We start from the raw sequence: 20,960 nt of genomic DNA on the forward strand, positions 1-20,960 counted from the left end.
TCACTTCCTTAACGTGGCGTTCAACCTTTGTTCGAGCGAGGTGAGGATGTTTTGCGTTGCGGTATTCACCTCATCGTCATTAAGAGTGCGCGATGGATGCTGCCAGGTCAAGCCGACTGCGAGGCTTTTTCTATCAGGATCAATGCCTTTACCCTGATACACGTCAAATAGCCTGAGGTCTGTCAGCCATTCGCCTGCATTTTCACGGATTACATCCAGTACAGCCGTGGCTGCAACGTCTTTGTGTGCAATCAGTGCAAGGTCACGACGCACTTCAGGAAAGCGCGATAACTCGTGGAATTCAGGCATTTTGCCCAGCGCCACTTCCGCAAGAACCAACTCGAAGACGAAGACCGGACGGTCGAGACCGAGGTTTTTCGACAATTCAGGATGGATGGCGCCAATGAAGCCGACCAGACGACCTTCACGCTCGATGCGCGCGGTTTGACCCGGGTGCAACGCCGGGTGCTTGCCCGGCACGAAAGTGAAGGAATCCAGTGCACCGGCAAAACCCAGAACCGCTTCGACATCGGCCTTGACGTCGAAGAAGTCGACGGTATCGCGACCTTGCGCCCAGCCTTCTGGCAGACGGCTACCGTAAACAACACCCGCCAACATCGGCTCTTGCTTCAAACCTTCGAGCTGGCCAACGAAACGCAGGCCGCTTTCGAACAGACGCACGCGATCCTGCTGACGGTTGAGGTTGTGCTGAAGCGCCTTGACCAGCCCCGGCCACAAGGACGAGCGCATGGCAGCCATGTCATTGGAGATCGGATTGGCGAGCAGCAACGGCTCCACACCCGGATTAAACAGCTCGAACTGTTTCGGATCGATGAAGCTGTAGGTAATTGCTTCCTGATAACCACGGGCAACCAGCAGGCGGCGCAGTTCAGGCAGATCGCTACGCGCCTCTGCCTTGGCTTGTGGCGCCAGACGGGCTTGCGGGTAGCGAACCGGCAAACGGTTGTAGCCGTAAAGGCGCGCCAGTTCTTCGATCAGGTCGACTTCCAGGCTGATATCGAAGCGATGGCTCGGTACGTCTACACGCCACTGCCCTGCCCCGTCGGCGGTAATGGTCAGGCCCAAAGCGCTGAGCAGACGCTCGACTTCGGCCGAATCCATTTCCATGCCCAGCATCTGGGTGATGCGTTGGGCACGCAGGGTGATCGGCGCGATCGACGGCAAGTGTTGTTCGCTGACGGTTTCGACGATCGGGCCCGCTTCGCCACCGGTAATTTCCAGCAGCAGGCCGGTGGCGCGCTCCATGGCTTCACGAGCCAGCTTCCAGTCCACGCCACGCTCGTAGCGATGCGAGGCGTCGGTGTGCAGGCCATAGGAGCGAGCCTTGCCAGCAACGGCAATCTGATCGAAGAACGCGCTTTCAAGGAATACATCACGCGTGGTCGCGGAAACACCGCTGTGCTCGCCACCCATGACACCGGCAATTGCCAGCGCTCGGGAATGGTCGGCAATCACCAGCGTATCGCTACGCAGGCTGACTTCCTGACCGTCAAGCAGCACCAGCTGCTCGCCATCTTCAGCCATGCGCACACGGATACCGCCATTGATTTCGGCGAGATCGAAGGCGTGCAGCGGCTGACCCAGCTCCAGCATCACGTAGTTGGTGATGTCGACGGCAGCATCGATGCTGCGCACATCTGCACGACGCAGACGCTCAACCATCCACAGCGGTGTAGGCCTGGACAGATCGACGTTACGAACCACACGACCCAGGTAGCGCGGGCACGCGGCGGGCGCCAGCACTTCTACCGAGCGCACTTCGTCGTGCGCGGCAGGAACCGGAGCCACCACCGGACGGACGACCGGAGCGGCATACAGTGCACCGACTTCACGAGACAGACCGGCCAGGGACAGGCAGTCGCCACGGTTCGGGGTCAGGTCGACCTCGATGCTGGCGTCTTCCAGATCCAGATAAACACGGAAATCCTCACCCACCGGCGCATCGGCCGGCAGCTCCATCAGACCGTCATTACCTTCACCAACCTGCAGCTCGGTTTGCGAGCACAGCATGCCGTTGGATTCAACGCCACGCAGCTTGGCCTTCTTGATCTTGAAGTCACCTGGCAGCTCGGCGCCAATCATGGCGAAAGGAATCTTCAGGCCCGGGCGCACGTTTGGCGCACCGCAAACAACCTGGAAGGTTTCCGAACCGTTGCTGACCTGGCACACGCGCAGCTTGTCGGCGTCCGGGTGCTGCTCGGTGCTCAGCACCTCGCCAACTACCACGCCACTGAAAACACCGGCGGCCGGCGTAACGCTATCGACCTCAAGACCGGCCATCGACAGACGGGCAACCAGCTCGTCGCGACTTACCTGCGGGCTAACCCAGCCACGCAGCCATTGTTCACTGAATTTCATCCTGCTCTCCTAAGAATTCGTTACGACTAGCGAAATTGCGCGAGGAACCGCAAGTCGTTGTCGAAGAACAGACGCAAGTCGTTCACGCCGTAACGCAGCATGGCCAGACGCTCTACGCCCATGCCGAAGGCAAAGCCCGAGAACTCTTCCGGGTCGATACCGGACATGCGCAGCACGTTCGGGTGAACCATGCCGCAGCCCATCACTTCCAGCCAGCCGGTCTGCTTGCAGACGCGACAGCCTTTACCGCTGCACATCACGCATTCCATGTCGACTTCAGCGGATGGCTCGGTGAACGGGAAGTAGGAAGGACGGAAACGCACCGCCAGTTCCTTTTCGAAGAACACCCGCAGGAACTCTTCGATGGTGCCTTTGAGGTCGGCGAAATTGATGTCGCGATCAATCAGCAGGCCTTCGACCTGATGGAACATCGGCGAGTGGGTGATATCGGAGTCGCTACGGTATACACGGCCTGGGCAGACGATGCGGATCGGCGGCTGTTTCGACTCCATGGTGCGGACCTGTACCGGCGAGGTATGGGTGCGCAACAGCATGTTCGCATTGAAATAGAAGGTGTCATGCATCGACCGGGCCGGGTGATGGCCTGGGATGTTGAGCGCTTCGAAGTTGTGATAATCGTCTTCGACCTCAGGGCCCTCGGCAATGCCGTAGCCAATACGGGTGAAGAACTGTTCGACGCGTTCCAGAGTGCGGGTAACCGGATGCAGACCACCAGAGGTCTGACCACGGCCAGGCAGGGTCACGTCAATGGACTCGGCAGAGAGTTTGGCAGCCAGGTCGGCTTCTTCAAACAATGCCTTGCGCGCATTAAGGACCTCTGTGACACGCTCCTTGGCAACGTTGATCAGCGCACCGACCTGCGGACGCTCCTCTGCCGGCAAATTCCCCAGGGTCTTCATCACCTGAGTCAATTCACCCTTCTTGCCAAGGTAGTGAACCCGGATTTGCTCCAGGGCATTGATATCTTCAGCGCTTTGCACAGCCTCTAGAGCTTGAGAGACGAGCGCATCCAGGTTTTCCATGTACAGACTCCAGATACAAAATAGGGGAAGAGCTTGAAGGCTCTTCCCCTATTTATGACGTTTAACACCTGGCCCCACAGATGCGAGGCCGGGTGACTGTCGGGGGTACTTAAGCCAAGGTGGCTTTAGCTTTCTCGACAATCGCAGCAAACGCCGCTTTTTCGTTCACTGCCAGATCAGCCAGAACCTTACGGTCGATCTCGATGGACGCTTTTTTCAGGCCGGCGATGAAACGGCTGTAGGACAGACCGTTGATACGAGCACCAGCGTTGATACGAGCGATCCACAGAGCGCGGAACTGACGTTTTTTCTGACGACGGTCACGGTAGGCGTATTGGCCTGCCTTGATTACCGCTTGCTTGGCAACACGGAATACGCGCGAGCGAGCGCCGTAGTAGCCTTTAGCAAGTTTCAGAATTTTTTTGTGACGTTTACGGGCAATGACGCCACGCTTTACACGAGCCATGAGTTACTTCCTCTATTCTTGACTAAAATTAACGAAGGCGCAGCATGCGCTCGACTTTTGCCACGTCAGACGGATGCAGCAAGCTGCTACCGCGCAGTTGACGCTTACGCTTGGTCGACATTTTGGTCAGGATGTGGCTCTTGAAAGCGTGCTTATGCTTGATACCGTTAGCAGTTTTCAGAAACCGCTTAGCAGCACCACTTTTGGTCTTCATTTTTGGCATGTTCGGATACTCCGCATTCAGTTGATAAACATAATCAGAAGGCCTGCCGTGCCCTGTTGATTACTTCTTCTTTTTCGGGGCGATGACCATGATCAGCTGGCGTCCTTCCATCTTAGGATGCTGTTCGACCGAACCGTACTCGAGCAAGTCACCTTCAACTCGCTTGAGGAGTTCCATCCCCAGCTCCTGGTGGGCCATCTCACGGCCGCGGAATCGCAAGGATACCTTGGCCCTGTCCCCGTCACTCAGGAAACGTACCAGGTTGCGCAGTTTTACCTGGTAATCCCCTTCCTCCGTCCCTGGACGAAACTTGATTTCTTTAACCTGAATCTGCTTCTGGTTTTTCTTGGCCGCAGCAATCTGCTTCTTCTTTTCGAAGATCGATTTGCCGTAGTCCATCAGTTTGCAAACAGGTGGTACTGCATCGGCGGAAATCTCCACCAGATCCAGCTTGGCCTCTTCAGCCTTAAGAAGCGCGTCTTCGATTGACACAATCCCGAGCTGTTCACCTTCAGCCCCAATTAACCGAACCTCGCGTGCCGAGATATTCTCGTTGATCGGGGCTTTCGGTGCAGTTCGTTTATCTTGTCTCATTTCACGCTTAATAATAATTACTCCGAATCTTGGCGACCACGCCGGGAAACCGCTTGGGCGAGGAACTCAGCGAACTGGGCGACGGGCATCGAGCCCAGGTCAGCACCTTCACAGTACGCACAGCGACAGTCTGCATCTCGACTTCCCGATCTCCGATAACCAAGAGATAAGGAACCTTGAGCAAAGTATGCTCGCGGATTTTAAAGCCGATCTTTTCATTTCTCAAGTCAGACTTGGCACGAAACCCGCTTTCGTTGAGAGTTTTTTCGACTTCGGCGGCAAAATCTGCCTGTTTATCAGTGATATTCATCACCACTGCCTGGGTCGGAGCCAGCCACGCCGGGAATGCACCCTCGTAGTGCTCGATCAGAATTCCGACGAAGCGCTCGAAAGATCCCAGGATCGCCCGGTGCAACATGACCGGGTGCTTGCGACTGTTATCTTCGGAGACGTATTCGGCTCCCAGACGGACAGGCAGGTTAAAATCGAGCTGCAGGGTACCACACTGCCAGACGCGACCGAGGCAATCTTTCAGCGAGAACTCGATCTTCGGACCGTAGAACGCACCCTCGCCCGGCTGCAGATCGTACGGCAGGCCTGCGCTATCAAGGGCTGCGGCCAGCGCAGCTTCAGCGCGATCCCAAAGCTCATCGGAACCGACGCGTTTTTCCGGACGAGTGGACAGCTTCATCTCAACATCTTTAAAGCCGAAATCGGCGTAGACGTCCATGGTCAGCTTGATGAACGCAGCGGACTCGGCCTGCATCTGCTCTTCGGTGCAGAAGATGTGGGCGTCGTCCTGAGTGAATGCGCGCACACGCATGATGCCGTGCAAGGCACCCGATGGCTCGTTACGGTGGCATGCACCAAACTCGGCCAGGCGCATCGGCAACTCGCGGTAGCTTTTCAGGCCCTGGTTGAACACCTGCACGTGGCAAGGGCAGTTCATTGGCTTGATCGCGTAGTCGCGGTTTTCCGACTGCGTGGTGAACATGTTGTCGGCGTAGTTGGCCCAGTGCCCGGATTTCTCCCACAGGCTGCGGTCAACGACTTGCGGCGTCTTGATTTCGAGATAGCCGTTGTCGCGCTGAACCTTGCGCATGTACTGCTCGAGCACCTGGTACAAGGTCCAGCCATTCGGGTGCCAGAACACCATGCCCGGCGACTCTTCCTGGGTGTGGAACAGGCCCAGGCGCTTGCCGATCTTGCGGTGATCGCGCTTTTCGGCTTCTTCGATGCGCTGGATGTAAGCCGCCAGTTGTTTCTTGTCCGCCCATGCGGTGCCGTAGACGCGCTGCAATTGCTCGTTCTTGGCATCACCGCGCCAGTAGGCGCCGGACAGCTTGGTCAGCTTGAAGGACTTCAGGAAACGAGTGTTCGGCACGTGCGGACCGCGGCACATGTCGACGTATTCTTCGTGATAGTACAGACCCATGGCCTGTTCGTTCGGCATGTCCTCGACCAGGCGCAACTTGTAGTCTTCGCCACGGGCCTTGAACACTTCGATCACTTCGGCGCGCGGAGTGACTTTCTTGATCACGTCGTAATCTTTCTCGATCAGCTGCTGCATGCGCTGTTCGATGGCAGCCAGGTCGTCCGGGGTGAAAGGACGTTCGAAGGCGATGTCGTAATAGAAACCTTCGTCGATGACCGGACCGATGACCATTTTGGCGGTCGGGTACAACTGCTTGACCGCGTGGCCAACCAGGTGGGCGCAAGAGTGGCGAATGATCTCCAGCCCCTCTTCATCCTTTGGCGTGATGATTTGCAGCGACGCGTCGCTGTCGATGATGTCGCTGGCGTCGACCAGCTTGCCATTGACCTTGCCGGCAACGGTGGCCTTGGCCAGGCCTGCACCAATGGATGCGGCGACCTCGGCTACGGAAACCGGGTGATCGAATGAACGTTGACTGCCGTCGGGAAGAGTAATAGTTGGCATGGCGCCTCCTCTCCTAGTGGTGACCCCTACCAAAGGTCACGTGGGTTGGGATGAGCCAGTACAAGATCCGGTCCAGGCCATTCAATGACGAACGCCTGCCTTACAGCGGCAGAAGCCTTGCGGCCAACCGGGAAACCGAACCAGAGTGACTGGGATTCAAATCAGGGTTAATCGCGCATCTGCCGCTACCGGGACCAAGGGTCCGCCGAAGCCTGCAAACGCCCGAGCGAGGCATGCTAGCACAGATGAACGGTTATCGACTTGCACGCATTCAGACCGTGAAGATTTCCTCACTTTTGGCGCAGAGTGAACTTGAGATGTACGAGTCGCCTCAAATTGACTGAGAATCGCCACAGATACCGATCCCAAGGAGTTCATGTCATGCGCCTTATCCGTCTTTTTGCCGTTGTCGCCCCGCTTGCCCTGCTGCTGCCACTGAGCGCCCACGCCGCTTGGCCAGCGGGCGTGAAAGCACAGTACATGGGCGACTGCACAAAAGCCGCAAGCCAAAGTATTAACCCGAGCGAAGCAAAGAAACACTGCGCATGCGGCGCCGACGTGCTGGAAAAGAAATTCACCACACAAGAGATCGCGCAGCTGATGGACAAAAACAACCCGCCCAGCGCTGAACTGGGCCAGCGCGCCCTGAAAGAAATCTCGGTGTGCAGAGTCCAGAAATAGAGCTCCGCAGGACGCTTTTTGAGTAATCCGGGGGCCTAAAACAGCCAAATATCGGCTGATTCACATAATTTACGCAGCTTTTATGGGTTTTTTTAATCCCCTATTTTGCAGCGCAACCCCCCTGAAACCGGGGCTCACAGCCATTCATGACGGTGAAAGACGTGCAATATGAAAGCAAACAACGCGTCTGGGGGGCTCCCAAAGCGAACATTTCGACTATGATACCCGGGTGTGCCCAGTTGGCCTGAGCAGCACAGTACTACTGAAAATATATGTTTCTTGGAGATACACCATGTCTAATCGCCAAACCGGCACCGTTAAATGGTTCAACGATGAAAAAGGCTTCGGCTTCATCACTCCTCAAGGTGGCGGTGACGACCTGTTCGTACACTTCAAAGCTATCGAAAGCGACGGTTTCAAAAGCCTGAAAGAAGGCCAGACCGTTTCCTTCGTGGCTGAGAAAGGCCAAAAGGGTATGCAAGCTGCTCAAGTTCGCCCAGAGTAATTTCCAGGCGCACTAAAAAAACCCCGTCCATGTGACGGGGTTTTTTATGGGCGAAACAAAAGCCGAAGGATCAGCCGCAGTTGACCCGGGTGACCACCCTGTTGGCATCGGTGTTCAGGTTCAGGCGATCGGAACGGTACTCCAGCGTCACCATGTCGGTTGGCAGCAGGAATCGTGCGTTTTGTGCCCCTGCGCGGGTACGCGCCTGCTCAAGCAACTGCGGCGATGCCTGTTTGCCAATGGTGAACTCCGCAGCCTTCGCTTCACAGCGACTGTGACCCGTGTCAGTCGTCGCAACATCAGCGGTTGCCGACTCCGTAGAGGCAGTGCTGCAACCGGTCAGCGTGGCAACGGCCAGCAAAGTACCCAATGACGCGAGCTTCCAAGGCATGAAGCCTCCTTATTCAATGATTAAGCTGAGATCGTGCGACAACCAGACTGGCGTTTGGTTTCACAGGGAGCACCGGCACCCTGCCCATGATCCGGACGAGCCGCGATTCTGCCTGAGCGTCGCCCTGCCCTTAATCACTGAATCGTGACTGAATATGAACGACGCTCAATAGACGTCGATATAGTCGTAAGGCGGATTGGGCCAGTTCTCTTTCAAGGCATTGAATATCTGCATGACCCAGACTTCATCGCTGGCCGCGACCCGCCCGACATAACCGGAGCCCTTGGCCCAGGTTTCGAGACGAAACAACAACCCGTCGATTTCGGTACCGCCCACGACACCCGAGGAGATATAGGCAATGCCTCCTTTGGTGACCCGCAACTGGGTGTGCTCATCGTCACTGGCGCCAGCCAGCAACTGACGCACGGCCTCGAGGGTCAGGCCATCAGGAGAGTTCAGATCGATCTGCACAGCGCGTTCCTTGAATATTCGTCAGAGACCAAGTGTCGCATAGCCCACCTTTGCTGCCTAAGTCGGCGTGTCAAAAGCCCCGCAAAATGGTTAACTCGGCACTCAGACCTCCCCGATTTCACGAGTGCCAATATGACCACCGTAAGCATCGACGCTGACATCAAGGCCAAGTGGCAGGACGGCCACAGCTCCTACAGTCCAAGCAGCACGGAAGAGCTTGCCATTATCGGTATCGACCTGCTGGTCAGGGATCTTGGAACCGAAGCCGCCCAATCGTTCATCGAGCAGATTTTCGAGAAACATCTGTCGGACCAGAAGGCCTGAGCTGTCAGCGGGCGGAAGTGAAACCCGCAGGCAGGCACCTGCGGGACATGGCGCTTATTTCAGACGAGCCAGACGCTCGGTCAGCAGGTCGAAGAAGCCCTGGGCATCGCCGCTTTCAACCCAGAAGGCATTCCTTGGCGCTTTCAAGCTGTCATACCAGTCAACGATGGTTTGTCCAAAGGTCGGTCCTTCGCGGCTGTCGACAACCACGTTGACCGAGCGACCGCTGAACAACTGCGGCTTGAGCAGGTAAGCGACCACCGTGGCGTCATGCACCGGGCCGCCCGGAATGCCGTAGTGTTCCATGTCGCCCTTGATGTATTCATTGAGAATGTCGCCCACCAGCCGGCCGGCATTGTTGTTCAGTGCCGCAATCTGTTTCAGGCGCGCTTCGCTGGTAAGGATCTTGTGGGTCACATCCAGCGGCAGGTAGGTCAGCTTCACGCCACTCTTGAGCACCACTTCGGCGGCGTGCGGGTCGGCGAACAGGTTGAACTCGGCCACCGGCGTGATGTTGCCGCCATTGAAGTGCGCACCGCCCATGACCACCACTTCCTTGATGCCCTGGACAATACCCGGCTCCTGGATCAGCGCCAGGGCCAGATTGGTCTGCGGCCCAAGTATGGCGATAGTAATGCTGTGGGGCCTGGCCGATTTAAGGGTATCGATCAGATAAGTGATGGCGTTGCCTCGGGCCAGGCCCTGCCTGGGCTCATGCACGGCAATGCCCGACAACCCTTCCTTGCCATGAATGTCCTCGGCGTAGATGGGGGTACGCATCAGGGGCTTCGGCGCCCCCGCATAGACCGGCACCTCTTCGCGCCCCGCCCATTCCCGGGCCAATCGCGCATTGCGCGACGTCTTGTCCAGGCGAACGTTGCCCGCAACGGTGGTCAATGCCCGAACATTCAGCTCGTCAGGCGATGCCAGGGCGAACAACAAGGCAACGATATCGTCAGCCCCCGGATCGGTGTCGATGATCAAATCAATCTTTTGTGCCGCCTGGGCGTTCGTTGCGGTAATCAGGGACAAAAGCAGCAGACTCCGGAGCAGTTGGTGCAGTTTCTGAGCATAGCGATACATGGCGCACTCCTTGCGCATGGAAAATCAAAAAACAGTCAGCCAGTCAAAACGTAACCCCGGCGACCAGCACAATGTTGCAATACGGCTGGCACTCGCCTGTACGAACAATCGCCCTTGCCTGCCGGCTCAGGACCTTGAACTGGTCATGGGTGAGCACCTCACGCCGCCCCAATGCGCCTTCGCCGTTCAGTTCTTCCAGCGCTATCAGGGGCGACGGCTTTTTATCGAAAATTTCCTGCGCCAGTACGTGGCTTTCGACCTGCATCTCACTGAGCACGACCTTCAAGGTGCTGACAAAATCCGGAAGGCCATGGGTCAAGGCCAGGTCGATCAATTCAACGCCCGGAGGAACCGGCAGCCCGGCATCCCCGATGACGACCTTGTCACCATGCCCCAATGAGGCAATCAGCCGCGACAGTGCAATGTTGAGCAATGGTGTCTTTTTCATGGAGTTTTGAACGCCTGTACATCGCTCAAGGCGGGAATCGAAGGTTGCGCGCCGGCACGGGTGACCGACAGCGCCGCAGCCACCTGCCCGAAGCGAATCGCCTGTGCCTCGTCTTTACCCGCGGCCAGCGCCGCAGCGAAGCCGCCCACGAACGTATCGCCGGCCGCCGTGGTATCGACAGCCTTTACGGCGGGCGCGGGGAAATGCTCGAAGCGCTGGCCATTGGCAAACAGCGAGCCTTGCGCACCGAGGGTGATGATCACCTTGCCGGCGCCCAAGGCAATCAGACAGGTTGCCGCGGCTTGCGCGGTCTCCAGGGAGTCGACCGCCAGACCACTCAGGGCCGACGCTTCGCTCTCGTTGGGAATCAGGTAATCGATAGACGCATACCATTCCGATGGCAGCGGACGGCTGACCGGTGCCGGGTTGAGGATAACCGTCTTGCCCAGTTCGCGGCCACGCTTGAGCGCATGGCCAACGGAAGCATCGGGCACTTCCAGCTGGCAGATGAGCACGTCCGCCGCCTGTATCACCGAATCAAAACGATCAATGGCTTCAGCGGTCAATGCACCGTTGGCACCGGGGACGATCACGATGGCGTTCTGGCTGCTGTCGTCGACCACAATCAACGCCACGCCGCTGGAGCCGTCGACGGTGCTGACCGCCTGACAATCGATCTGCTCAGCCAACAGCGCCCCGCGCAGCGCCTCACCATAGGCGTCATTGCCCACGCACCCGATCATCGACACCTGAGCTCCCAGCCGCGCAGCAGCCACGGCCTGATTGGCGCCCTTGCCGCCGGAGACGGTGGCAAACGACTCACCAATCAGCGTTTCACCGCCCTTGGGCAAGCGCGGTGCCCGGGTCACCAGGTCCATGTTCAAACCGCCTATTACCACTACTTTTGCTGGCATACATTGCTACTCATCGATTCTGTTTCGGCGGCGCTGTTGGTTTAGCGGCTTTCTATTTTCAACGGCTCTCTGTTTTCAACGGAATTGGGCAAACACGCCGGCCAGTGGCGCAGTCGATTCACGAATGACAATACTCGGCGTCACGATCCGCTGATCGGTCATCAGGTCTGGCGTGGCGATTCGCCTTAAAAGCACTTCGGCGGCCATTTCGCCGAGTTGCAGGATCGATTGCCCCACCGTGGTCAACGATGGATAGACATACCGACTCATCTGGATATCGTCGAAGCCGATCACCGACAACTCGCTCGGTACGCGAATATTGCGCTCAGCGGCGGCCCGCAGCACGCCGATGCCAATCATGTCGTTGGCCGCAAAAATGGCGCTGGGCGGATTGCTTTCCAGCAAAACCGTGGCAGCACTGTAGCCGCCGGTGCTGGTGAAATCGCTTTCCAGCATGCGCCCGGGAGAGACTTCGACGCCCGCCTCCTTCAAGGCCCGGCGATAACCCGCCAGACGCATCTGCGCCACACTGGTGTTTTCCGGCCCACTGATCGTGGCGATATCCCGGTGCCCCAACTCCAGCAGGTGCCGGGTCGCCAGGTACGCACCGTATTCATGGTCGATGCGCACCAGGTCCGCATCGACAGCGTCCAGTCCGCGGTCGACGAACACCATGGGTGTGCGGACGCCTTTCAGGCCTTGTGCCAGGCCACTGTCACCGCCGGCCGAGGCGACAATCAGGCCGTCGATGCGCTTTTCCAGCAGCACACGCAGGTAGCTGCGCTGCTTGTCCGGATTGTCGTCGGAGTTGCACAGGATGACGCAGTAACCATTTCGCTCGCAGTAATCCTCGATACCCCTGGCCAGTTCGGCGAAATACGGGTTGAGGCTGTTGGGGACCAACAGACCGATGGTGGCCGTGGTTTTGGCCTTGAGTGAACGGGCCACGGCACTGGGAACGTAGTCGAGGGTCTTGATCGCCGCCTCGACCTTGATCCGCACCTCTTCACTGACCGGGCGCGTCTTGTTCACCACATGGGACACCGTGGTGTAGGAAATGCCCGCCAGGGCTGCCACATCTTTGATAGTCGCCATGACTCAGGTCCGCCGGCTTGCGCGTTGACTGCGATAAGTGTCCAGCACAACCGCCACCACAATCACCGCGCCGGTAATGATGCGCTTGGTCGGCTCGGTTGCGCCGATCTGCGCCAACCCCGCGGCCAGTACGGAAATGATCAGGACGCCAAAAAACGTGCTGATCACCGAGCCGCGCCCGCCCATCAGGCTGGTCCCGCCGATCACCACGGCCGCGATCACTTGCAACTCAAGACCGGAACCGGCATTCGGGTCGGCGGCTTCCAGGCGAGATATCTGGAACAACGCGGCAATACCGGCCAGCAATCCCATCAGGCTGAAGACCAGGATCTTGTAAGGCTTCGGATTGATCCCCGCCAGCCGTACGGCCTCTTCGTTGGTGCCGATCCCGATCAGGTAGCGACCGAACACCGTGCGGGTCAACACGGCCTGGGCGACGAAAATGATCAGCAATGCGATGATGAACGACGGCGAAATGCCGAAGGCGATCGGATTGGACAACCAGGCGAACGCATCGCCGATGTAGGCCGTACGCGAACCGGTCATCTGGTACGCCACCCCGCGAGCCATTTCCAGCACGCCCAGGGACACGATGAACGACGGAATCCGCCACGCCACCGTGATCGAGCCGGTGATGGTACCGGCGAGCGCCGCGACGGCCATGCCCAGCAGCGCCGCCGGCAGAACGCCCCAGCCCCAGCCAAGAATCGCCACGCTCACGGTCGAGGCCGCCAGCGCCAGCACCGAGCCTACCGACAGGTCGATGCCACCGATGATCAACACGAAGGTCATGCCGACCGCCAGCACCATCAGGTCCGGAATCTGGTTCGCCAGGGTGCTGAAAGTGTCGTACGAGAGGAAATGACTGCTCAGCACCGAGAACAGCACGATCATCGCCAACAAGGCACCCGCCAGGCCCAGATAGGTGCCCAGGCCGTAGAAGTTGCCACTGCGGTTGCCGGCGAAAGAAGCGGTTTTCATGGAAGATCCCTAGGCGCGGCTTCAAAGAGCTGCGCATCACGTTTTTGGTAGCCGGCGAAAGCCGCGGCGAGCAACTCATCCTGGGTCCAGCTGTCGCGATCGAATGTATCGATCAGGCGCCCCGCCGACAGCACACCGATCCGGTCGCAGATCAGCATCAGCTCGCGCAAGTCGCTGGAGACCACCACCAGCGCCTTGCCCTGGCGGGTCAACTCACCGAGCAGGTTGTAGATATCGAACTTGGCGCCGACATCGATGCCCCGGGTCGGCTCGTCGAACAGCAGTACCGAGCAGTCGCGCTCCAGCCAACGACCGATGACGACTTTCTGCTGATTGCCGCCGGACAGCTCGGACACCAACTGTGCCGGACCGGAGCTACGAATGCGCATAGCGTCAATCTGACGCTGGGCCAAGGCGCTTTCCTTTTCGTTGTCGACAAAGCCCGCACCGGAGATGCCGGGCATGTTGCCCAAGGCGATATTGGCGCCGATCGATTGCGTCAACAAAAGGCCTTCGCCCTTGCGATCCTCAGTGATCAACGCGATGCCATGACCAACCGCATCCACTGGCGAACGAATGCTGACGACTTGCGCCGGCGCGCCCAGGGCGATCGTGCCGCTGTCGGCGATATCGGCACCGAAGATCAGACGCAGCAACTCGGTGCGCCCCGCACCGATCAAACCGGAAATGCCGAAAATCTCACCGGCCCGGACTTCGAACGACACGTCGCGCACCTTGTCGGCACGGGACAGGCCCTTGACCGTCAACACCGGAGCGCCGATCTTGCGCACGCCCATATCGATGTGTTCGCCAAGCTCGCGCCCAACCATCAAGGTGACCAGTTGCTCGCTGTTGTAGTTGGCCATCGGCGCGACACAGACCAGGTTGCCATCACGTAGCACGGCAATTCGCTGCGCGACCTGCGCCAACTCTTCGAGGCGATGGGAGATGTAGATGATCGATACGCCGCGAGCCTGCAGGCGGGTGATCTGCTCGAACAGCATTTCAACTTCGCGCGCAGTCAGCATTGCCGTCGGCTCATCGAGAATCAGCACCTGACAATCGCCAATCAGGTTGCGGGCGATCTCGACCATTTGCTGGTGGCCGATGCCCAGTTCACCGACCAGGGTGTCCGGGTCAATGGCGTCGAGTCCGACCTGAGCCATGGCCTCGATGGCAGCCTTGCGTAACAGCTTGCGACTGATCCAGCCACCGTTGCTGGGCAGATTGTGCAGAAACAGGTTTTCCGCCACCGACAAGGTCGGCAGCAAATTGAGTTCCTGCATGACCATGCGGATACCGAGGTCTTCAGCCTGAGTGCGGCTACCCGGGCGATAGTCCTGCCCTTGAAACTGCATCTGACCGGTGGTCGGCGTGACCAGCCCGCCAATAATCTTCGAAAGCGTGCTTTTGCCTGCGCCGTTCTCGCCGGTCAACGCCAGCACTTCGCCGCGCATGAGCGTCAGGTCGATGCCGGCCAGAACCGGTTGGGCGTAGGTCTTGCCGATACCGCTGACCGAGAGGACAGCGTTCGTAGCGCAAGCGGACATAAAAATTCTCCATGCGCTCGTCCGGCTGGACGAGCGCCGTTGCGTTGCCAGAAGGCTACTGGGTGACCAGCTCTACCGGCGTTTCGATCACGCCATTGGCGCCGCCGTCGACCTTGTCGCCCTTGAGAATTTTCAATGCCGTCTCGATGCCGAACACTGCTTGTCTGGCCGCAAACTGGTCCGCCGTGGCCAGCACACGACCATCCTTGAGCATTGGCTGGATCGCGTTGATGTTGTCGTAGCCGACCACTTGCACCTTGCCGGCCTTGCCCGCGGCGCGCACCGCAGACACCGCACCGACCGCCATGCTGTCGTTGCCGGCCAGCAGGGCCTTGGTTTGCGGGTATTCACTGAGAATCGACGCGGCCACCTTGTTACCTTTGTCGATCTCCCAGTCACCGGATTGCAGGGACACGACCTTGATCTGTGCCGCTTCCATCGCATCCTTGAAACCCGCGGTCCGCTGCTGGGCATTGGTGGTGGTGGACACACCTTCGATGATGCCGACTTCGTCACCGGCCTTCAGCTGTTTGGCCAGGTAATCGCCCACCAGCCGTGCGCCCTTGCGGTTGTCCGGGCCTACGAACGGAACGTTGATGTTTTTGCTTTTGACGACGGCGGGGTCCAGCTGGTTATCGATGTTGATCACGGTGATACCGGCATCGATGGCTTTCTTGATCACAGGAACCATGGCTTTGGAATCTGCCGGCGCAATGACCAGTGCATTGACCTTGGCCAGGATCATTTGCTCGACGATGCGCGTCTGGCCTGCGGTGTCGGTTTCATCCTTGATGCCGTTGGAGATGAGGTCGAATTCGCCGGAGTGATCCTTCTGGTAGGCCTTGGCGCCGTCCTCCATTGTCAGGAAGAACTCGTTGGCCAGGGATTTCATGACCAGCGCGACTTTCGGCTTTTCAGCGGTTTCAGCAAAAGCCGAAGAGACGGGCAGTGCAGCGGATGCGGCAGCCAGCATAGCGACAGCGAGAAGACGTCCAGCGAATGGCAGCTTCATGGGTTCACTCCGATCTTATGATTATTGTGAGCAACGCTTGCGCTGGCGTGAGCTTCACGACCCACCGCGATGAATAGTCACCACTGGAGCCGCGCAAACGTTTGCGTGAACCGAACTATGCGAACCCTGCCGCTATTTGTCAACGACCTGAAAAATGCTTTCAGCAATGTTCTGCGAAAAAAACCGCATTCAGCTCATGCCGTGGTGTTGACCACCGATCCCGTGCCAGAACCCTTGGTCAGCTCTTTGATCAGACTCGCACTCACTTGCAGGATGGCGCCGTTGGTTTCGGCAACCTGCCCCTGAATGGCCGCTACCGCGGTGGTCTTGGCCTGCGGAGTCGGATAGGACGCCGCCTGGGCCTGCGCCAGTTGCTGCTGTTGCTCACGCAGTTGCTGCTGCAGCTCCTTCAGACGTTTAAGCAAGACCTTCACCGCAACACTGGTGTTATCGCTCGCTTCCGTTTCGGCCTGTGCGCCGGCACTTTCTCCCAGTCCTACCGGGCCCGTTTTAACCTGGGTGCCGCCTTCCTTTGCCCCCAGCGCTTGAGCAGCCACATCCTCTGTCACATCGCCCAAAGCACGAATGGTCGTCGCAGACTTTCCCCCGATGGTGATGCCCGCGGCATTTGGGAAGCCAATAGATAACGACATGTGAACTCCTGCAAAAAAGATCCCTTGAAGGAGCATCGACCGACGCACGCATTTCTTTAGTCGTTAACGACGATTCGATGCGTTGAAATCTTAAACATGACTGCCATCCGTTTCGGAGAGCCGAACGTAAAAGCCGAACATGTTCGGCAATCCGAACATCCAGACTCGAAATCACATCGAGCACAAACGACAATACCGTTACAAATCATTAAGTTACGCGTGTTTTTCGATTCAAGGTATTGCTGGTACAGATCCTGCTCTTCCCCTCGTACCCCGGCGTTCAGATTCGCCTGGGGCGCATCTAGATGAACTTGCATCAGCACCGTCTCACAACTAGAAGAGAAAAATAATGACATCTGCACTCAAGACCTTTGTTCCGGGCGCCTTGGCCCTCCTGCTGCTTCTGCCCACTGCCCTTCAGGCCAAAGAAGCCGAAACCCAACAGAAACTCGCCAACGTGGTGATTCTGGCCACCGGCGGCACCATTGCCGGCGCGGGCGCCAGCGCCGCCAACAGCGCGACCTATCAAGCGGCGAAAGTCGGCATTGAACAGTTGATCGCCGGCGTTCCCGAGCTGAGCCAATTGGCTAACGTTCGCGGCGAACAAGTCATGCAAATCGCCTCCGAAAGCATCACCAACGAAAACCTGCTGCAATTGGGTCGTCGCGTAGCCGAGCTGGCCGATAGCAAAGACGTTGATGGCATCGTGATCACCCACGGCACCGACACCCTGGAAGAAACCGCATACTTCCTGAACCTGGTGGAAAAAACCGAGAAGCCGATCATTGTCGTGGGCTCCATGCGCCCGGGCACCGCGATGTCCGCCGATGGCATGCTGAACCTGTATAACGCGGTGGCCGTGGCCAGCAGCAAAGACGCACGGGGCAAAGGCGTGCTGGTGACCATGAACGATGAAATCCAGTCGGGTCGCGACGTCAGCAAAATGATCAACATCAAGACCGAAGCGTTTAAAAGTGCCTGGGGTCCGCTGGGCATGGTCGTAGAAGGCAAATCCTACTGGTTCCGCCTGCCGGCCAAGCGTCACACCATGGATTCGGAATTCGACATCAAGACCATCAAGAGCCTGCCTGACGTCGAGATCGCCTATTCCTATGGCAACGTCAGCGACACTGCCTACAAGTCCCTGGCTCAGTCCGGCGCGAAAGCCATCATCCACGCCGGCACCGGCAATGGCTCGGTATCGTCGCGAGTGGTCCCTACCCTGCAAGCCCTGCGCAAGGATGGCGTGCAGATCATTCGCTCCTCCCATGTCAACGCCGGCGGTTTTGTATTGCGCAACGCCGAACAGCCTGACGATAAATACGACTGGGTCGTGGCTAACGATCTGAACCCGCAAAAAGCCCGGATCCTGGCGATGGTCGCGCTGACCAAAACCAACGACAGCAAAGAGCTGCAGCGGATGTACTGGGAATATTGATTTGCCCTCGCCCGACCGGACCCGGTCGGGCACCCGGTGCGCCATTCGCCAACCCTGGCGAGTGGCTGCCACTCGATCTGACAAAAAAACTCCCTTCGCCTTACGCCAAATGCAACAAACCGCTGTCAGAGGATTTTCTTGATTTTTAAGCAGTTGCGAAATGGCCTACAGTTAAATACTGTATGCACGTACAGCTTAATAAGAATAATTCCGTGGACACCACCTCTACCTCTCCTGACACCTATGTACGCATGGGCCTGCGTGTTCAGAAAATCATCAACTCTCCCACTGCACAAAAGGCCAGGGCAGCGCTGATCTTCCGCCTTCCTGATGAGCCGGTGGATGAATGGGAACGCTTGCTGGAGGAAATCGACGAGAACGATAACGTCACCCTCGCCTATCGCGACGATGGCGGTGTGCAGATTTTCTGGGTTGTGCCGCAGGAAGATTGAGTCGATGAGTGTCCGCTGGTTTGCTTTGTTGTTTCTGTTTTTTGCCATGGCCGCGCAAGCCGACGCTCCGCGCACCTTCACCGAAGCGAAAAAGGTGGCATGGAAGCTCTACGCTCCCCAATCCACCGAGTTTTACTGTGGCTGCAAGTACACCGGCAACCGGGTGAACCTGGCCGCCTGCGGTTATGTGCCACGTAAAAATGCCAAACGCGCATCCCGCATCGAGTGGGAGCATATCGTTCCAGCCTGGCAAATCGGTCATCAACGCCAGTGCTGGCAAGAGGGCGGCCGCAAGAACTGCACCCGCTACGACCCGGTTTATCAGAAGGCCGAGGCTGATTTGCACAACCTGGTGCCCAGCATTGGCGAGGTCAATGGCGATCGCAGCAACTTCAGTTACGGCTGGCTGCCCGAGCAGTCGGGGCAGTATGGTTCCTGCCTGACCCAGATCGACTTCAAGGCCAGGAAAGTCATGCCCCGCCCCTCGGTTCGCGGCATGATCGCCCGCACCTACTTCTATATGAGCAAGCAGTATGGCTTGCGCCTGTCGAAACAGGATCGGCAACTGTACGAAGCCTGGGACAAAACCTATCCGGTACAGGCCTGGGAGCGCCAACGCAACCAGAGCGTGGCGTGCGTCATGGGGCGCGGCAACGAGTTCGTCGGCCCGGTAGACATGAAGGCCTGCGGCTGAATCCAGACTTCACCTGAATCAAAAAAGGCCTCGGAGCTGAACACCCGAGGCCTTTTTGTTACGTCAACGTCTGCGCTACACAATGTTATTGAGCGGCCGGACGCTCGAGCACCAGCAATTCGATGTTCTGCTTCTTGGCGCGAGTGAGCGCCGCACGGACTTCATCCTGCTTGGCTTCGGCCTCGGCTTTCGAATTGAACGGCCCCATCAGGATTCGCGTACTGCCATTGTCCTTGACGACACTGGACATGAAACTGTGCTCGATCAGCCAGCCACTCAAATCGCTGACCGCCTGGGGGGTTTCACCTCGCACTTCAAGATCCCATTGCGGGCCGGACACTGCCGCGGGTACGGCAGCCATGGCCGGCTTCGGCTTCGGCGCATCCACACGGCTGCCCTCGCCACATCCCGCCAGTGCCAATATCGCGATGACCAGAACCATTTTGCGCACGACGCTTCCCTCCAAATGCATAAAGCGGCGATTTTAACATCCATGAATACTTCACGAGTGCCGTAAAATGGGCTCAAAACTACGAGAATGATGGTTGCGGCCTCTGTATAGTTACGCCTTGGGGATTAATGCCGCATCTGCGCGTCAGAAAGAGGCACCCAAACCGTGAGACTTCGCACTAATCTATACATACCACCGACCTCTGCACTGTCCGAATCAGGTGCCCCACAAAGCAATCAAGGAGAAGACCATGCTGATACTCACCCGCAAAGTCGGTGAAAGCATAAACATAGGTGATGACATTACGATCACCATCCTCGGCGTAAGCGGCCAGCAAGTCAGGATTGGCATCAACGCTCCGAAGGACGTTGCAGTGCATCGTGAAGAAATTTATCAGCGCATTCAGGCCGGCCTGACCGCCCCGGAAAAGCCGCAACCCTGAATTCTGTTGCAGTCAGTAGCCAGCCCGTTCAGTCCGGAATCACGGCTGGCTAAAGATTCAGCATCGCTTCGCTTCCGCTTGCTTTCCCACACACGCCTCCAGGGGTCGATACTAGCGACAAACTCAACGCCCTGGCTGTCAGACTTTTCTGGTTTATCCCAAGGAAGGGCGCGTTCGCTCCGTGGCTAACCGAACATCACACCACGCGCCATGCCAGTCGCCGCCACCACCATCAACAACACCAGCAGCGCCTCGACATGACTGATCCGTGCAAACAGCCTCGTACGGCCAGTATCGATAGCCACTTTACGGCCCAGCGCTATCCGCCATTTGATCAACGTCACCATTGGCGCAATTTCCAGCAGCAGGATCAGGACGAACAGCGTCATCTTCAGATGAAACAGCGGCTGATGCAGGTAATAGTCCGTGCCTTTCTCGTACCCGCCAAAGGCTCGCATCCCCCCGCTGACCAGCAAGACGACAGCTGAAATACCCCAGATATTGTCCGCTATCAGAACACTGCGCACTTCTGCGGCCCCATCGGCCAAACGCCGAAAAGCGCTGCCTCGAACCAACACCGCCCAAAATCCCAAGACAACTGCCAGAAGATGAACCGCCGCTAGTAACCAGTGAGTCAGCATCGAGAAACCCCTGCCAGATCGAAGTTGTATGAGCCTGTCAGTAGTAGCCCATGAAATGCCTGCTTGCACGGCAACTGTGGACAATGCCCG

24 protein-coding genes and 1 pseudogene are annotated in these 20,960 nt (G+C 57.9%); 7 read left to right on the top strand and 18 right to left on the bottom strand.

Annotated features, from left to right (window positions below; genetic code table 11):
- The 6 genes and pseudogenes from pheT to thrS all read right to left on the bottom strand — a co-directional run bounded on the left by pheT (position 1) and on the right by thrS (position 6,644).
- Positions 1-2,379, bottom strand: coding sequence for a phenylalanine--tRNA ligase subunit beta (gene pheT, locus RS887_RS00600; protein ID WP_322614009.1), 2,379 nt, complete (start codon positions 2,377-2,379; stop codon positions 1-3).
- 26 nt (positions 2,380-2,405) lie between these two features.
- The gene (gene pheS, locus RS887_RS00605) at positions 2,406-3,422 is read right to left on the bottom strand and encodes a phenylalanine--tRNA ligase subunit alpha (protein ID WP_007975711.1); all 1,017 of its coding nucleotides are present in this window, start codon (positions 3,420-3,422) and stop codon (positions 2,406-2,408) included.
- A 109-nt stretch (positions 3,423-3,531) separates the two neighbouring features.
- The gene (gene rplT, locus RS887_RS00610) at positions 3,532-3,888 is read right to left on the bottom strand and encodes a 50S ribosomal protein L20 (protein WP_007905879.1); all 357 of its coding nucleotides are present in this window, start codon (positions 3,886-3,888) and stop codon (positions 3,532-3,534) included.
- 28 nt (positions 3,889-3,916) lie between these two features.
- Positions 3,917-4,111 (bottom strand): 50S ribosomal protein L35, encoded by a 195-nt coding sequence (gene rpmI, locus RS887_RS00615; protein ID WP_002553160.1) that lies wholly within the window; start codon positions 4,109-4,111, stop codon positions 3,917-3,919.
- Positions 4,112-4,171: 60 nt separating this feature from the next.
- Positions 4,172-4,723 carry a translation initiation factor IF-3 gene (infC, locus tag RS887_RS00620; protein ID WP_172435703.1) on the bottom strand — a complete coding sequence of 184 codons (552 nt, stop codon included), beginning with the start codon at positions 4,721-4,723 and terminating at the stop codon, positions 4,172-4,174.
- A pseudogene (gene thrS / locus RS887_RS00625) lies at positions 4,723-6,644 on the bottom strand (threonine--tRNA ligase). The gene infC and the pseudogene thrS overlap by 1 nt, the downstream one beginning before the upstream one ends.
- Before the next feature lie 381 nt (positions 6,645-7,025).
- Between thrS and RS887_RS00630 the strand changes: the two are divergent.
- Positions 7,026-7,325 (top strand): hypothetical protein, encoded by a 300-nt coding sequence (locus RS887_RS00630; protein ID WP_322614010.1) that lies wholly within the window; start codon positions 7,026-7,028, stop codon positions 7,323-7,325.
- Positions 7,326-7,617: 292 nt separating this feature from the next.
- Entirely contained in the window at positions 7,618-7,830 is a 213-nt protein-coding gene (locus RS887_RS00635; protein WP_003179963.1) for a cold-shock protein, read from the top strand.
- Positions 7,831-7,900: 70 nt separating this feature from the next.
- Here RS887_RS00635 and RS887_RS00640 read toward each other — a convergent pair whose 3' ends face one another.
- Together RS887_RS00640 and RS887_RS00645 are read right to left on the bottom strand one after the other, a co-directional pair.
- On the bottom strand, positions 7,901-8,221 hold the full coding sequence (locus RS887_RS00640) for an I78 family peptidase inhibitor (protein ID WP_322614011.1): 321 nt from the start codon (positions 8,219-8,221) through the stop codon (positions 7,901-7,903).
- A gap of 165 nt (positions 8,222-8,386) precedes the next feature.
- A complete protein-coding gene (locus RS887_RS00645; RefSeq protein WP_322614012.1) occupies positions 8,387-8,692 on the bottom strand; it encodes a hypothetical protein in 306 nt (101 codons plus the stop codon).
- 132 nt (positions 8,693-8,824) lie between these two features.
- On the opposite strand from RS887_RS00645, the gene RS887_RS00650 reads away from it, so the two are divergent.
- Positions 8,825-9,016 (top strand): hypothetical protein, encoded by a 192-nt coding sequence (locus RS887_RS00650; protein ID WP_008016387.1) that lies wholly within the window; start codon positions 8,825-8,827, stop codon positions 9,014-9,016.
- Positions 9,017-9,070: 54 nt separating this feature from the next.
- Here the strand turns inward: RS887_RS00650 and RS887_RS00655 are convergent, their stop codons facing one another.
- From RS887_RS00655 to RS887_RS00690, 8 genes are all read right to left on the bottom strand, one after another.
- Positions 9,071-10,099, bottom strand: coding sequence for a nucleoside hydrolase (locus tag RS887_RS00655; protein WP_322614013.1), 1,029 nt, complete (start codon positions 10,097-10,099; stop codon positions 9,071-9,073).
- Positions 10,100-10,142: 43 nt separating this feature from the next.
- On the bottom strand, positions 10,143-10,547 hold the full coding sequence (gene rbsD / locus RS887_RS00660; RefSeq protein ID WP_322614014.1) for a D-ribose pyranase: 405 nt from the start codon (positions 10,545-10,547) through the stop codon (positions 10,143-10,145).
- Positions 10,544-11,461, bottom strand: a complete 918-nt coding sequence (rbsK, locus tag RS887_RS00665) for a ribokinase (RefSeq protein ID WP_322614015.1) — start codon at positions 11,459-11,461, stop codon at positions 10,544-10,546. The genes rbsD and rbsK overlap by 4 nt, the downstream gene beginning before the upstream one ends.
- A gap of 75 nt (positions 11,462-11,536) precedes the next feature.
- The gene (locus RS887_RS00670; protein ID WP_322614016.1) at positions 11,537-12,556 is read right to left on the bottom strand and encodes a LacI family DNA-binding transcriptional regulator; all 1,020 of its coding nucleotides are present in this window, start codon (positions 12,554-12,556) and stop codon (positions 11,537-11,539) included.
- A gap of 3 nt (positions 12,557-12,559) precedes the next feature.
- The gene (locus tag RS887_RS00675) at positions 12,560-13,537 is read right to left on the bottom strand and encodes an ABC transporter permease (protein WP_111282081.1); all 978 of its coding nucleotides are present in this window, start codon (positions 13,535-13,537) and stop codon (positions 12,560-12,562) included.
- A complete protein-coding gene (locus RS887_RS00680; protein ID WP_322614017.1) occupies positions 13,534-15,087 on the bottom strand; it encodes a sugar ABC transporter ATP-binding protein in 1,554 nt (517 codons plus the stop codon). Before RS887_RS00680 ends, RS887_RS00675 begins: the two co-directional genes overlap by 4 nt.
- A gap of 55 nt (positions 15,088-15,142) precedes the next feature.
- Positions 15,143-16,099, bottom strand: coding sequence for a sugar ABC transporter substrate-binding protein (locus tag RS887_RS00685; RefSeq protein WP_322614018.1), 957 nt, complete (start codon positions 16,097-16,099; stop codon positions 15,143-15,145).
- Between the two features lie 194 nt (positions 16,100-16,293).
- Entirely contained in the window at positions 16,294-16,752 is a 459-nt protein-coding gene (locus RS887_RS00690; RefSeq protein ID WP_322614019.1) for a hypothetical protein, read from the bottom strand.
- Positions 16,753-17,101: 349 nt separating this feature from the next.
- Here RS887_RS00690 and RS887_RS00695 point away from each other — a divergent pair, with 349 nt between their 5' ends.
- From RS887_RS00695 to RS887_RS00705, 3 genes are all read left to right on the top strand, one after another.
- Positions 17,102-18,190, top strand: a complete 1,089-nt coding sequence (locus tag RS887_RS00695) for an asparaginase (RefSeq protein ID WP_111282089.1) — start codon at positions 17,102-17,104, stop codon at positions 18,188-18,190.
- A 182-nt stretch (positions 18,191-18,372) separates the two neighbouring features.
- The gene (locus tag RS887_RS00700; protein WP_322614020.1) at positions 18,373-18,642 is read left to right on the top strand and encodes a DUF1654 domain-containing protein; all 270 of its coding nucleotides are present in this window, start codon (positions 18,373-18,375) and stop codon (positions 18,640-18,642) included.
- 4 nt (positions 18,643-18,646) lie between these two features.
- Positions 18,647-19,336 (top strand): endonuclease I family protein, encoded by a 690-nt coding sequence (locus RS887_RS00705; RefSeq protein WP_322614021.1) that lies wholly within the window; start codon positions 18,647-18,649, stop codon positions 19,334-19,336.
- 85 nt (positions 19,337-19,421) lie between these two features.
- Here RS887_RS00705 and RS887_RS00710 read toward each other — a convergent pair whose 3' ends face one another.
- Entirely contained in the window at positions 19,422-19,787 is a 366-nt protein-coding gene (locus tag RS887_RS00710; RefSeq protein WP_322614022.1) for an SPOR domain-containing protein, read from the bottom strand.
- Between the two features lie 250 nt (positions 19,788-20,037).
- Between RS887_RS00710 and csrA the strand changes: the two genes are divergently transcribed.
- A complete protein-coding gene (gene csrA, locus RS887_RS00715) occupies positions 20,038-20,229 on the top strand; it encodes a carbon storage regulator CsrA (protein WP_053161267.1) in 192 nt (63 codons plus the stop codon).
- 185 nt (positions 20,230-20,414) lie between these two features.
- On the opposite strand, the gene RS887_RS00720 is transcribed toward csrA, so the two are convergent.
- Complete coding sequence (locus tag RS887_RS00720) at positions 20,415-20,870, bottom strand: DUF2214 family protein (protein WP_322614023.1); 456 nt, start codon at positions 20,868-20,870, stop codon at positions 20,415-20,417.
- Positions 20,871-20,960 lie beyond the last annotated feature (90 nt).

This window comes from Pseudomonas sp. BIC9C, from assembly GCF_034541995.1.
GTDB lineage: Bacteria > Pseudomonadota > Gammaproteobacteria > Pseudomonadales > Pseudomonadaceae > Aquipseudomonas > Aquipseudomonas fluorescens_CC.

Excerpts from the sequence above, each read along its gene's own strand:
- pheT (WP_322614009.1), bottom strand. The coding sequence starts at position 2,379 with ATGAAATTCAGTGAACAATGGCTGCGTGGCTGGGTTAGCCCGCAGGTA.
- pheS (WP_007975711.1), bottom strand. The coding sequence starts at position 3,422 with ATGGAAAACCTGGATGCGCTCGTCTCTCAAGCTCTAGAGGCTGTGCAA.
- rplT (WP_007905879.1), bottom strand. The coding sequence starts at position 3,888 with ATGGCTCGTGTAAAGCGTGGCGTCATTGCCCGTAAACGTCACAAAAAA.
- rpmI (WP_002553160.1), bottom strand. The coding sequence starts at position 4,111 with ATGCCAAAAATGAAGACCAAAAGTGGTGCTGCTAAGCGGTTTCTGAAA.
- RS887_RS00630 (WP_322614010.1), top strand. The coding sequence starts at position 7,026 with ATGCGCCTTATCCGTCTTTTTGCCGTTGTCGCCCCGCTTGCCCTGCTG.
- RS887_RS00635 (WP_003179963.1), top strand. The coding sequence starts at position 7,618 with ATGTCTAATCGCCAAACCGGCACCGTTAAATGGTTCAACGATGAAAAA.
- RS887_RS00640 (WP_322614011.1), bottom strand. The coding sequence starts at position 8,221 with ATGCCTTGGAAGCTCGCGTCATTGGGTACTTTGCTGGCCGTTGCCACG.
- RS887_RS00650 (WP_008016387.1), top strand. The coding sequence starts at position 8,825 with ATGACCACCGTAAGCATCGACGCTGACATCAAGGCCAAGTGGCAGGAC.
- RS887_RS00655 (WP_322614013.1), bottom strand. The coding sequence starts at position 10,099 with ATGTATCGCTATGCTCAGAAACTGCACCAACTGCTCCGGAGTCTGCTG.
- rbsD (WP_322614014.1), bottom strand. The coding sequence starts at position 10,547 with ATGAAAAAGACACCATTGCTCAACATTGCACTGTCGCGGCTGATTGCC.
- rbsK (WP_322614015.1), bottom strand. The coding sequence starts at position 11,461 with ATGCCAGCAAAAGTAGTGGTAATAGGCGGTTTGAACATGGACCTGGTG.
- RS887_RS00670 (WP_322614016.1), bottom strand. The coding sequence starts at position 12,556 with ATGGCGACTATCAAAGATGTGGCAGCCCTGGCGGGCATTTCCTACACC.
- RS887_RS00675 (WP_111282081.1), bottom strand. The coding sequence starts at position 13,537 with ATGAAAACCGCTTCTTTCGCCGGCAACCGCAGTGGCAACTTCTACGGC.
- RS887_RS00680 (WP_322614017.1), bottom strand. The coding sequence starts at position 15,087 with ATGTCCGCTTGCGCTACGAACGCTGTCCTCTCGGTCAGCGGTATCGGC.
- RS887_RS00685 (WP_322614018.1), bottom strand. The coding sequence starts at position 16,099 with ATGAAGCTGCCATTCGCTGGACGTCTTCTCGCTGTCGCTATGCTGGCT.
- RS887_RS00690 (WP_322614019.1), bottom strand. The coding sequence starts at position 16,752 with ATGTCGTTATCTATTGGCTTCCCAAATGCCGCGGGCATCACCATCGGG.
- RS887_RS00695 (WP_111282089.1), top strand. The coding sequence starts at position 17,102 with ATGACATCTGCACTCAAGACCTTTGTTCCGGGCGCCTTGGCCCTCCTG.
- RS887_RS00700 (WP_322614020.1), top strand. The coding sequence starts at position 18,373 with ATGCACGTACAGCTTAATAAGAATAATTCCGTGGACACCACCTCTACC.
- RS887_RS00705 (WP_322614021.1), top strand. The coding sequence starts at position 18,647 with ATGAGTGTCCGCTGGTTTGCTTTGTTGTTTCTGTTTTTTGCCATGGCC.
- csrA (WP_053161267.1), top strand. The coding sequence starts at position 20,038 with ATGCTGATACTCACCCGCAAAGTCGGTGAAAGCATAAACATAGGTGAT.
- RS887_RS00720 (WP_322614023.1), bottom strand. The coding sequence starts at position 20,870 with ATGCTGACTCACTGGTTACTAGCGGCGGTTCATCTTCTGGCAGTTGTC.